Genomic DNA, 13,247 nt, shown 5'->3' with positions numbered 1-13,247 from the left:
TCCACTACTCTAAAATAAATAAAATTCCTAAAATGGTAATGCAGCAGGCAATCAACTTAGCTGCTGTAATTTTTTCTTTATAATAAATTCTTGCTAAAAACAACGCAAATATTGGTGAAGTATAAGCTAAAGCTACAACTAAAGTCCCATTAGCAATCTTTAAAGCTGCAAACAATGCGATCCATTGTGAAATCGCAAGCACCCCACGAATCGAAAGATGCATATTCAATTTAGGATACCAAATTTTCGGACGATGGATTAAATAGATAATTAAAGCAATCCCACTCGCTCTGAAAAAGTAAAGTGTAGGAGCATTTATCCATTGATGAACGAGCAGTTGTTGAGTAGGAACCATGCTGAGTCCCGCTGAAACTGCAGCTGCAACCCCTAATAAATTCCCTGGTTTTTTTATTTCTACTAATGGAGATAACATGTTTCTACCTTTTACATTTAGAAAATATACACCAAGCACAATAAGCAAGACTGGAATTAAGATATGTAGATCGAATCCGTGCAATATACTATTTGGAATAAACGTAAATAATGGAGTCAACGCAGTGTACACTGCTAGTTGAGATACTTCTATTCGTCCTAGCGCTAAGAAAAATGTTACATTAGACAATGCATCTAAAATAATCACAATGATTAGTAAACCTATTGTAACTGGAGTAACAGAAAAGGAATAATACCACGGCATTACGCAGCCTAACAAAATGGTGACTACTAAAAAAGATGTTACAATAAAGCTATTATTATCCTTCATTTGCATGGTTATTTTTTTTGCATACAACGCATTCACTGCATTCAAAAAAGAACTGATTAATGCAAGAAAAAACATATATTTTCTCCTCTCTCTAGTTGATTATCTGTTTAAATGTGAGAACCTCCTTCATAATTTGATAGTATAAAACTCCACGATACTCATCAGGAATCCTCATACTGATTTTTCATCATTTACGGTCTAATTCAGGTTATGACCACAATTATAGACTATTCTGACATCATTTGATAGAAACCTAAAATACTATTTTATTAGAGAATCAACTTAATAAGGTTTCTTACTTTAGTCTGATTAATTGATCACGGAGAACGATTTCCTTTTTTACACAAAAAAAAGTTGCCCCTTAAAAGATTTACTTTTAGGACAACCTCTTTATACATATTATTCATATCGAAGGGCTTGTATTGGATCAAGCTTAGACGCTTTATTTGCGGGAAAAACGCCAAATACGATTCCAACTAATAAAGAGAATATAAATGATAACAGCATAACCGGTATAGAATATGCAATTGCTGTTCCTGTCATTATAGTGAATATTTTCGCACTTATTACACCTATTACAACACCTATTATTCCTCCAAGTGAACTTAATACCATTGATTCAATGAGGAATTGAAGAAGAATACTTCCTCGCTTTGCTCCAATTGCTTTTCGTATACCGATTTCTTTTGTTCGTTCAGATACCGATACAAGCATGATATTCATAATACCGATACCGCCAACAATAAGTGAGATTGCAGCACTTCCGCCTAGCATTAATGTCATCGTATTATTAACAGATGAAGCAGTTTCCATTAGATCCTCAGGACTCGAAACGCTATAACTATCTGCATCTCCAATAATCGTAAACATCTTTTGTTCAATTCTACGCAATGTAAAATTAATCATATCTTCATTTTCTACTTTTACATAAACAGATCCAATTGAAGTAGTAGATGCCAAGCGCTGAGCAGTACTAAGAGGAACAAAGATCGTACTGTCCCCACTTGAACCTAAGGAACTACCAACTGATTGAAGTACCCCAACTACTCTAAATGAAGTTCCATTCACTTTAACAGATTGACCAACTGGATTTCCAAAACCGAATAATGTTCGTGCAGTACTTGAGCCAAGTACTGCTATTTTTGAGCGATTTTCATTATCTAAGTCTGCGATAAATCGTCCCGATTGCAGCTCTAAATCGCGAACTTTTAAATAAGGGGAAGTTGTTCCTGTCACTGACACTTGTGCGTTCGTTTGTCCATTTTTTACAGATACTCTTCCAGAGACAGTCGGAGCAATTGCTTCTACACCACTAACGTCCTTAAGTTGATTAGCATCAACTTCTTTAAACGTTGCATCTGAGCCAGTAACACTTACTGTTAAGACATTCGTACCTAAGCTCCCTATTTGATCTTGCACTTCTTTCGTTGACCCTTGACCAATCGCAACCATCACAATAACGGAGGATACACCGATAATAATACCTAGCATCGTTAAGAACGCTCTTACTTTATTTCCTTTAATGCTCTTAAGCGCCATTCTCAGTGTCTGCAAACCATTCACCTCCATCCTCGTATAACTGGCCATCATGAATTCGTACAACACGATTTGCATTTTTTGCTACTTCTAAATCATGTGTTATTAAAATGATCGTATGACCTTGCTCATTTAACAAATTCATAATCTCCAAAATTTCCTTACTTGTTTTACTATCAAGAGCGCCCGTCGGTTCATCTGCCAGTAAAATAGGAGGGCTTCCAGCAAGGGCACGCGCAATTGCAACACGCTGTTGCTGCCCTCCTGATAATTGTGTAGGTAAATGATTCGCTCGATCTACTAGACCTACTTTTTTTAACGCCGAAAGAGCAATTTCTCTTCGTTCAGCCGTTTTCATCCCTCGATAAATAAGAGGAAGTTCAACATTTTCTACCGCAGTTAACTTTGGTATAAGATTGAAATTTTGAAAAATAAATCCTATTTTTTCATTCCGTATAGTTGCTAGTTGCGAACTTTTCATTTGCCCTACATCTTCATTATCAATCAAATATCGCCCAGAATCTGGTCGATCTAAGCATCCAATCATGTTCATAAATGTTGACTTACCTGAACCTGATGGACCGATGACTGATATAAAATCCCCCTTTTGGATATCAAGAGATACACTCTGAAGAGCCATTACCGTTTCTCCACCAAGTTCATACATCTTCGTCATGTTTTTTATTTGAATAATCGGCTCAAAGTTAGTCATTATTTACCTCCTTGTCCTCCACTTGGTTGTTTTCTTTCAAAGTTTCTTCCTCCGAAACCACCACCAGAGAATCCTCCACCAGGGAACCCACCTTCTTGGAATCCCCCACCTTGCATCATAAATCCGCCAGAATTACCCCTAGATTGAACTCTCGGAATTTCAATAGACTCCCCTTCACTTAATCCACTTGTAATCTCTACATTCGTATCATTTGAAATACCAGTTTCCACCGTAACTTTCTTTGTAGATTCATCTGTAGATGTAGGAACTAATACATATTTTTCATTTCCATTTTTATACACTGCCTCTACTGGAACATATAACGCATCTGATTTACTTTGTATTAAAATACTCGCTTCCGTTGACATCCCAATTTTCAAACCTTTTGGATTTTTAATTTTTACAGTTACATCAAATGATGAAACGCCATTTGTCGATGTACCTTCATTTGCTACTTTCGCTACAATCCCATCGAATGTTTCACCTTCAAAAGCACTTGCTGTAATCTTTACTGACTGTCCAACTTTTACCTTTGTAATATCTAATTCATCGACACTGATTGTTGTTTCCAGAGAACTGTAATTTGTAATATGTGCCACCGTCGCCGAACTTTGTACAGAATCTCCACTATTAACAGCAAGACTAGTAATTGTTCCGGCAACTGGTGCCTGTAAAATACTACCATCTGTAAATTTCACAAGTGTCGCACCCTCTTTTACAACTGAGCCTTCCTTTACATTTACAATATCCGCTACTAAACTACTACCCCCAGTATTTCCTGTACTAGAATTATTCGAAGAACTGCCACTATCCTCTCTTGTAATCGGTAACGTAACCCCATCTTCATCTTCCATACGCATTAGTACTTTCCCCTGCGATGCCCCGCTACCACTACTTATGTAAACATTTGTAATTTCTCCATCTTTTGGTGCCGTAACAACCTCACCATTTTTAAATGTCACAAGTGTATCACCTTTATCGACAGATTCTCCAGATGAAACACTAACACCATCCACAACAAGAATTGTATTTGCCGCAGTAACATCTTCGTCAGTATTTGCAGTTACAGAACCCGATCCAGTAACAGCCACTTCTAACTTTCCTTTTTGTACCGTAATTGTTTGTGCTGAAGCCATCACATTTTGAGCTTGATTAGCTTGACTCTTACTATATATAAACCAACCACTTCCTCCACCAACAGCAACAACAATAACTGAAATAATAACCCACTTTTTCAATTTACTTTTCTCCTCTCCATCATCTTGATTCACTTCGTATTTGCTGAAACATTACTCCTCCTAATTTCATTTGATAAGGCTATTTTGAGTTGTGTACCTTAAATTTTCCTTAATAGATTTCAAGCATTTAAAACGCTTATTTACAGCGAAAAAAATAACCCCTTCTGAATTAATAGAAGGGGATTTTTTTACTTTCACTAAAAAATTCTATGGATTATTAATATAATTTCATGAATAGTAAATTGATTATTAACTTTGCTCTAGCTTTATCCTAAGCCTACATTACACTAACCTTTTCATTACTCCAAAATATAAAAGCATTTTCTATATCCATAAGTAACTTTGAAAATTTGATTACTACAACAAATCCCAAAAAAAAGACTACCTTTACAATATTTGCAAAGGCAGTCTATGATAATTCTTGAAAATATAACTTATTTATAATAGCAACTCTCATAATGATTCGGTCTTAGTTTTGAACGCTAATAGAGCTGTTCAATTATCTATATCACCTAAAATGCAGTTAAAATTATAAATATACTCTATTTCAACTTCTCACTTTAGAACACTTAAAATGCTTGTACTAATCCGCTTAAAAATTGGGTTTTGATTATATCTTCTATAAATGGATTTTAGAAGATAGCTTCTTTTTAATATTTTATGAAACCCTTCCCATTTAACAAGGGATTTTTCCCGTTCACTGATATAATTAAAAATTCTAGCGCTGTTATCTTGATCTAGGTGTTTAAAATAATAATTTCTATTTAAACTAAATTCTTCTTTTTCTTTAAAACCATTGTTTATATATACGCTTAATTTATCAACTAATTCTGAAGAGTCGTAAGCAACTTCTCCGAAAACTTCATTTCTTAAATCCATGTAGCTACCTTGAGTTTCTAAATATTTATCCAAATCAAAATGAAAGAATAGTACCGGTTTCTTTTGATAATATGTTTCCCAGGCTACACTAGAATAATCTGTAATCAATAAACTTGATCGCATAATTAGATCATTAATATTTGTTTCTCCAAATTGGATAACATTTATATGCTCATGAGAACTTGTAAAGTTTTCAACATATGGCATAAATTTTGGATGGACATAAAAGTTCAATGTAAGATCATTTTCCTTTAACAATTGGGAGAGCTTTTCTGATTGGATTAGATTGTTATACACATGATAATAATCAGATAAAATAAATTTATCATCATCTACTTCTTCAAGCCAGTTTCTCCATGTAGGCATTAAGAGTATTTCTTTTTTTGTATTTTGATGCGATTTATCCTCTAATACATCCCATCTAGATAGACCGGTAACAATGACGTTATCTTCTTTGTATCCAAATTCTCTTTTTACGATTTCTTTTTCAAAATCAGAAGATACTACAAATAGGTCTGCACCGTTAGAAGATTTTGCTTTAAATGAATTTCCAACTTTTTTCAACCCTAGAACACCATGTTGTAAAAACACATACTTTTTCTCATATAAAAAATCTCGGATAACTCCTTGAGAAACTCTCCATGCAAATCCATGACCTTTTGTCTCTGAGGATACAATTAACTTGGATGCAAGTAATAGAAAAAGATGTTTAAAACTCATGAAGTAAACGACACGTTTTTTATAAGGGGCCAAGTTTTTTTCATCAGCTGAACCCTTTTTAATCACATAGTAAACCTTCTTATTATATTGATTTTCATAACAATATTTAAAGAAATAGAAGCTATTGTCTTGAGCCGTTTCTGAGTATTTTTCATGAATAAGCCATATTGGCTTCCTTGTAAAATACCAGAACAATAAACTATATAAGAAAAAGGCAGCATACTCATTAATCTTATACTGAAGGGATTCGAATTCGCCTTTTTGTCGATATGTTAAAGCTAGATAATCATTCGCAGTAATGTACGGATAAATCATATAGTTATCAGGAGTATTTACAGTATAGTTAAATATACCATGTTTCAATTTTTTACTAATTAAATAATTATCATTGCGAATTCGTGCATGATGTTCATCACCATTATCAATAGTAATTGAAATGAAAAAATCCCAATAAAATTGGTCTAATTCTAACTGGCTGATATTTAATTCAGCTTTAACCGTTCTACTATTCTTATCACGAGAAAACTCTTCAGTACAAGGGATCTGAATTTCATGACTCTTATCCTGCCTTAACCTAAGTGTGATATGATTTACTACAAAATCATGTGTTCCTTTTAGATTAATCGAGGCAATAAGTTTTAATACCCCTTGCTTATTTATAGACAATTCATGGATTTTTGTTTTTATAGGATACTTTGAATTCATATACTGTTCTGGAGTACAAAAATGGAAAGAGAACTCATTATTTAATGCCAAATATGGTGCTATCCCAAACACTTCATTTAACATTATATAGCCGAAACGCTTATCTTTCTCTGACAAATGCTTTTCATTAAAGTTTCCGATTCGTTTATTTACTTTCACATTATCAAGGTATAGTTCCATAAACAAATCCCAGCGACTGTTTTCTGTAATTTTACCTTGAAACTGCTTAATCGGAATGATGATGTGTTCTTTATTCCCGGATACTGACCTTTTTACATCAAGTGTAATAGTTTTAAAATCATTTCTTTTCTTTATATAGAACTCAACATTATTAGCATGTTTCAATTCTTTAGAGCATATATCAAATGTTATATATAAATCCTCAACCCTTAGATTTTCTATATTAGCTTGCTCATTAAATGTCAGCTCTTTTTCCTTACGAGGCATGTTATTCCCCCCATAGCTCTGTATTTTCTAAGTCGTCTAGCAGAATAACTGCATTTCTCTATACTTAGTATTGAAAATATTTTCATCTATATTTTTAATGGGTTATACAATAATTTTCCAATCTGCCGTTCTTCTGGTAAATTTGTTACTGAACTCCTAATGTCAATACATATTCGGACAAATTGACACTTTATAGTTCTGTACCTATTATTTCTCCAGTTTTTTCTTTATAGACTGTTCTAGTTTAACACACTTTTCATATTTCTTTTCTACAAAGTATGACAAAAAATATTCACCCTTATTAGTGGACCGATTGTTTAATACATAAGGTATTAAATCCTACAAACATGATTAATTATAAATCATATTAGGCAAAGAGTCACGACTTACCATTTGGTAAATGTTTTCTGAAAAGGATGTTGTTTTTTTTCGAAGAAGTGTGAATACTAAATACAACATTGATACAAAAGTATTATCACGTTAAATATAAAATCATATCATTAATTTTAGTTCGAGAAAAGTGAAAAAAAAAACAAATACCTATTAGTTTTGGCAAAATTTATCCTACATAAAATCTTTAAAAAATATCTAGCTACGATAAGATATTTTGGTTTATTACTTAATTTTGGAGACTACGATTGTTAAAACAAAACTACTAATCACATGAATTTTTAAAATAAAATCAAAAAATGCATATCCTCCCATTCTTCATAACCAAAATGAAAAAAGAGACGATATGCTTAGCTTACTTCAGTAGCATTCTAATTGAATCTTTTTTAAACCCTACTTTGTATGACGTAATTTATCGCAATTGAATATTTTTCTACGAATTGATCGAGTAGTACGAAATAGCTTCCTTTATATTCTTTTTAATTCATCCAAATACACTTATTAAAAAGTATCAGCAATTCTAAGAATAAGTTGCGTAAATTGTTTAAAGTCTCCAAGATGATTCTCAATAATTTTTTCTACGATATCAAGGTTAATATTTTGATAATCATGCATAGCAATATTTCGAAGACCGACCATTGCTTTAAGTTTCATAGACAATCCAAGATCTAGAAGTGAGTTAGCTACTAATAAGTCAAAAGCATCACAGCTTGATTGTGGTATTCCTAGCTTTCTCACTGCAACTGAGTGCATTGCTAAATCGATACACGCTTCGGATGTACGTTGTATGTTTAGAATAATAGAATCTTGTTTTGTATAGTCAGTAAGATTAGACGGGTTATTATCATAACCTTCATTAATTCTTTTGATGCTATGTTCTATTCTTGAAATTTTATTTAAAATTACTTGATTATTCATAAATAGAACCTCTTCTCTTAATTAGATCTAAAATATCTTCCCGTCTTCGTTTAGCTATACATACATATTTAGTGCTTTTATTTCAAAATTAATTCTCCGCTCACCTTCTGAACAGTATATTACTTTGCTTTTAAGTATAATTTTAGCTTGAATTACTGTTGAAGCATTGTCGATATACTACTAAAATATGAAAATAATATTTTTCATTATATCACGTTCTGTTGTTTAAAATAATGAATAAACAGCGTTAGAACAATTAAAGAATACCTGATACATTAATTAGGATTATCCTTACCTTCATTCACAAACTTAATTGTTTCTTTTATTTACATGAAATCGTTTTTTTCTTTCCCATAAAAAATCACCCGGTTATAAACTGGGTGATTTTTTTGCCGTGGTTCCAAATAAGTAATTCCCTTGAGTCTCTATATTAACTTTAAATTAAAAAATACTTTTTACTAATTTAATCCTAAATCACTTAAAATACTATCTAACGTTGCACCTTTGTAAGTAGTTTTAGGTTTTGGCGCTTTATTGACAGTTGGGTTTTGTAAGCCAAAGTTTTTAATGATGTAGTCCATATCCTTTTTATCTATTACTTTATCGAAGTTGATGTCTGCTGTTGCTTTATTTTTACCCCAGTATGTTTGTATTGTTAAAGCATCTAGAATGTCGATCACATCATCTTTATTTACATCGCCAGCTGCTGTTGTTGGAAATACAAGATTATATCTTTTTCCTAGTGTTTCTCCACGTACTTCTTCTGATAAAAGCACTTGTCTGTTCATTGTAAAATGGCCAGGGACATCGACTTTGTAAGTATAGGCTTTTTGATCAGCTTTCATTCCTTCTGCGCTGTATTGACCACTTTTGTTTATGATTGGTTGTACCGTTGTTTTTCCATCATATGAAGTTATCGTTACTTTTGCTCCAATTTTACTTTGATCAATAGTAGAATTTGTTTTACCTGTTGTAGGATTTATTGTACCTTCTAATTTTAATATTCCATCTAGTTTTGAATAAGCTTGCTTAATCTTGTAAGTCTCCATAAACGTATAGACATTATTTGTTTCAACGTTCGATTGGTCAATCGTAGATGAGTTCATTAGATGCCAATAAAATGGTATCCCATTTGAATATTTCTCTGCTGTTTTCAAGTCGAAATTAAATAATTGTATATCTTCTGGTAAAGCTTGAGTTCCAGAGTAAGTAAATGTAAATGTATAAAGTTGAAGTGCTCCTGAAGGTGTTGAAGACACCGAAACTTGCGCATCACCATACTGCTTTACAGCTTCATTTACAACTACATTTTGAATTGTTGCAAGGTTTGGATCTACTTGTAAATTTATTTTTGTTGTTTTTAAGTTTTTCATATTATTTGAACGAACACTGTAGTTTACTGTATCTCCTGTTGTGACAATCTCTTTATTGGCTTTTAAGTAGAAATATGGTAAATTTTGATCTACAAATGCAACTCTTAACATGTTTGTAGCGTTGCTTGTAAAGTTTTTTGCTGCATCAAAACCATAAAACTTAACTTCGATAGGTGTAGTACGCTTTTTCACTAAAATTTGATCTGAATAGTTTCCATCTTTATCTGTTTTAATTGTAGGTGATGGTCTCTCACTGTCATAAAACGTTACAATTGAGTTATTAGATTGATTTAATGGTAGACCTAAACGGCTTGCTTCATCAGTTTCCGGATCATTTAAATTGATGTTAAAGTCGTATAAAAATTCACCTTTTGAATCAAATTGACTATCTTTATATTCAATTACTTTTTGATCTAAATGATCAAAGCTAGTCGTCATATTTGGTGCTCCTTGGTCAAATATGAAATCAGCAGTCTTTGTGAAAGACTTACCTTTTTCATTCGTACCAACCAGTTTTAATTTGTATTGACCTGCTTTTGCATAAACAGGTTCACTACTAATCGGGGCTTTTGCATCGCCTGTAAAAGGATAGTACAGAGAATTAAACCCTCTTCCAACAAAATAGTCTTGATTTTCATTCAATATAATTGGTGTAAATGAACCAATTAAACCAATGTCTTCCCCTGTTATTGCATCTTGTAACACTAAATCTAATGTTTTCATATGTGACTTCAATGAATAATTAAACGATAATTGTGGGTATGCATTTTCTGGCCAGCTTGTATCTACACCAAACACTGGATTATAAATATTTAAATAGTCGATTCCTTCATTAACTACACGGCCACCAAATGGAATTTGATAGTTTTCCGTTGGATCCTCTGTATTTGTAAATGTAATGAACCCTTCATACGTTCCTTTTTCCGCTGTTTTTGGAATCGTTAAGTTAAACTTGATGTTTTTTTGGCTAATTCCATTTAATTTAACAGAAGTCGGCCCAGTCAAAGTAACATTATTCTCTGCTGCATCTTTAGACCCTCTTAAACCAGTTTGGAATTTCACATCCACTTTAAACGTTTTTACTTTTTCACTACGATTTTTTAATGTAATTTTGCGAGAATCCGTAATATCTTGATCATTAAAACCATATGATCCGAAGCTAATGCCACCTGTTAATTCTTCGATTGATTTTTGTTTTCCATTAATGATCATTGGCGTTTGATCTACTACTTCTAATTCTACATTCGAATGAATAGCCTCATAAGCGTCAACGCGTCCACTCCCCGCTTCAAATACACTATAAGCTTTTGATAAAGGATCTGCTGTATTCATTAGGATTGATTTAATATCTTCTGGTTGAAGATCTTTATTTGATTGAAGTAATAATGCTGACACACCTGCTACATAAGGTGCTGCCATTGATGTACCTGATAAGCGTGAATAGGCATATTTATAATCTTCAGGTTTTGATCCTTCAACCATTTTATCGTTTATATAAAATGGCACTGTTGATAGAATTGCCACTCCTGGAGCTGTTACTTCAGGTTTAATATCGTAGTTTACTCTAGAAGGACCTCTAGAGCTAAAATTTGCTAGTTCATCAGAAGCAGTTTGTACTTTATGATAATCTCCGAATGTTAAATCATTTTTACCTGCTTTGATAGCAGCTAAAATTAAACTGCCTTCTTCATTCGAAACAGAGAATGAAGGAATCGCATCCATTGACTCGCCTAAATATGTTTGTATTGCTCCTTCCGCTTTGTTAGCTTCATCGTTATACATTAATACGCCAATTGCACCTTTGTCTTTTGCATTTTTGATTTTGTCTATCAATCCATTCGTACCACGCTTAATAAAAGCTATTTTCCCATTTACGTCTTTTCCGTTAAAGTCAGCCGGATTAGCTAGTCCAACATCAACTAATTGATACGTCTTACCTTTTAAAGTTGTTAAATCATCTTTATAATTTCTTGCTAATTGTCTTAAAGTATAGTTTTTTCCATCTTGTACACCCGCATATTGAAAAATATCTAATGCAATGGATGATGCACCAACTGTCAACGCCAATGCTGCAGTTCCAGGTGAACCAAGCGTGTACATTTTATCTCCACTATTCCCCGCAGAAACGACTGTTGTAACGCCACTTAAAACTGCATTATTAACTGCAATTGAAGTAACGTATAATGGATCATTAATTGATGCCCCAAGTGACATATTAATGACATCCATACCGTCCTGTAATGCTTGATCTATTCCCGCAATAATCGCTTCAGTTGTTCCGCTTCCATAAGAACCAAGGACACGATATGCATATAATTCAGCTTCAGGTGCTGCACCTAATGTCTTATATTCACTATCTGATACACCACGCCCACCGATAATTCCCGCAACATGTGTACCATGTTCAGTATAGAATGTACTACCATTACTTATTTCTGGCTTCCCAGATTTTTTCCAATCAGCGTAAGTCGTTTCCATTGGATCATTATCTATATCAACGAAATCATATCCACCTTTATAAGCATCCTTTAAGTCTGGGTGGTTATAATCCATTCCGGTATCCAAAATCCCTACTTTAATTCCTTTTCCAGTAAATCCTTCTGCATGTAAACGATCCAACGCATCATATGGAGTATAGTTTGCAACATTGGCCTCATCAGCTTTAAGTTGTTCATTTTCCTTTGGTGGATCAATTGTAAATGTCTGGTTACTCCAAACTTTTTTAACTGCTTCTGATTTTAATAGACTCTTTATTTGGTTTGCTGGTAGAGTCATAGAGACACCATTAAATGCATGTCTATATGAACGATTTATTTTATAATCTACTTTTTTACTTTTGTTTTCTGTTAAAATTTGATTAACATCTTCCTTAAAAGTAGCATGGTCTTGATCAATTAATTTTTCTGCATCAGATATTGATAATGTTTTACCTTCTATACTCGCTTCAATTTGAGCGACTTTAACAGGTTTATTTACAAATTCAATAATGACACTTGTTTCTTTTGATGAATCTAAGTTAATATTAGTAGAAATTTTTGGCCCAGATTCTTCGCTTGTTTTTAGCTGTTTAAGGGCTGCTCTTTGCTCAGAAGTTAAATTTGCTAAAATATCTTCAACATTTCTAGGAGTTGCGGCTTTTGATACGTTCGTAACTTCTCCTAAGGAACCTAGAACAAAGCTGGATGTTAACGCTAAAACACAAAAACTTTTCAATACTTTACTTTTCTCTCTCTTTTTCCCCATTTGTCTACCTTCTCTCAATCTATTTTTCTAGTCAAAACAGTATTATCTTTAGAAAACCTGTCTTGACCTGATTTTTAAAAAATCAGAATTTTATTGATTCATTTATTCGACAATAATATTCATAATTTTTACTTAATTTTATATTTCCGATAGATCATTGTAAAATACATAATTGTTAACCATCGTTAACTACAAGTTAATTTATAAATAAATTTTATTCTTTAGGCAAGCTCCCTCTACTCTTAACCATCCTTTAGAGAAATACAAATAAAAAAACTTCTCCCATAAATGATTGGGAGAAGTTGATAAGAGTATTTATTTTT

At 32.9% G+C, this 13,247-nt stretch carries 7 protein-coding genes; all 7 read right to left on the bottom strand.

Annotated features, from left to right (window positions below):
- Positions 1–4: 4 nt before the first annotated feature.
- A complete protein-coding gene (locus CN925_RS00870) occupies positions 5–838 on the bottom strand; it encodes a DMT family transporter (RefSeq protein WP_098843877.1) in 834 nt (277 codons plus the stop codon).
- 324 nt (positions 839–1,162) lie between these two features.
- Complete coding sequence (locus CN925_RS00865) at positions 1,163–2,317, bottom strand: ABC transporter permease (protein WP_483295152.1); 1,155 nt, start codon at positions 2,315–2,317, stop codon at positions 1,163–1,165.
- Positions 2,292–3,011, bottom strand: a complete 720-nt coding sequence (locus CN925_RS00860; RefSeq protein ID WP_098843875.1) for an ABC transporter ATP-binding protein — start codon at positions 3,009–3,011, stop codon at positions 2,292–2,294. Before CN925_RS00860 ends, CN925_RS00865 begins: the two co-directional genes overlap by 26 nt.
- On the bottom strand, positions 3,011–4,249 hold the full coding sequence (locus CN925_RS00855) for an efflux RND transporter periplasmic adaptor subunit (protein WP_098843927.1): 1,239 nt from the start codon (positions 4,247–4,249) through the stop codon (positions 3,011–3,013). Before CN925_RS00855 ends, CN925_RS00860 begins: the two co-directional genes overlap by 1 nt.
- 555 nt (positions 4,250–4,804) lie before the next feature.
- Complete coding sequence (locus CN925_RS00850) at positions 4,805–7,000, bottom strand: CDP-glycerol glycerophosphotransferase family protein (protein ID WP_098843874.1); 2,196 nt, start codon at positions 6,998–7,000, stop codon at positions 4,805–4,807.
- 891 nt (positions 7,001–7,891) lie between these two features.
- On the bottom strand, positions 7,892–8,308 hold the full coding sequence (hepT, locus tag CN925_RS00845; RefSeq protein WP_098843873.1) for a type VII toxin-antitoxin system HepT family RNase toxin: 417 nt from the start codon (positions 8,306–8,308) through the stop codon (positions 7,892–7,894).
- 458 nt (positions 8,309–8,766) lie between these two features.
- On the bottom strand, positions 8,767–12,924 hold the full coding sequence (locus CN925_RS00840; protein WP_098843872.1) for a S8 family serine peptidase: 4,158 nt from the start codon (positions 12,922–12,924) through the stop codon (positions 8,767–8,769).
- Positions 12,925–13,247 lie beyond the last annotated feature (323 nt).

Origin of the sequence: Bacillus sp. AFS055030, assembly GCF_002574545.1 — a bacterium.
GTDB lineage: Bacteria > Bacillota > Bacilli > Bacillales > Bacillaceae_G > Gottfriedia.
The sequence above is the reverse complement of the archived record's forward strand: the minus strand, read 5'-3'. Positions and strand labels throughout refer to the sequence as shown.

Coding starts and splice junctions, on each gene's coding strand:
- CN925_RS00870 (WP_098843877.1), bottom strand. CDS start 838: ATGTTTTTTCTTGCATTAATCAGTTCTTTTTTGAATGCAGTGAATGCG.
- CN925_RS00860 (WP_098843875.1), bottom strand. CDS start 3,011: ATGACTAACTTTGAGCCGATTATTCAAATAAAAAACATGACGAAGATG.
- CN925_RS00850 (WP_098843874.1), bottom strand. CDS start 7,000: ATGCCTCGTAAGGAAAAAGAGCTGACATTTAATGAGCAAGCTAATATA.
- hepT (WP_098843873.1), bottom strand. CDS start 8,308: ATGAATAATCAAGTAATTTTAAATAAAATTTCAAGAATAGAACATAGC.
- CN925_RS00840 (WP_098843872.1), bottom strand. CDS start 12,924: ATGGGGAAAAAGAGAGAGAAAAGTAAAGTATTGAAAAGTTTTTGTGTT.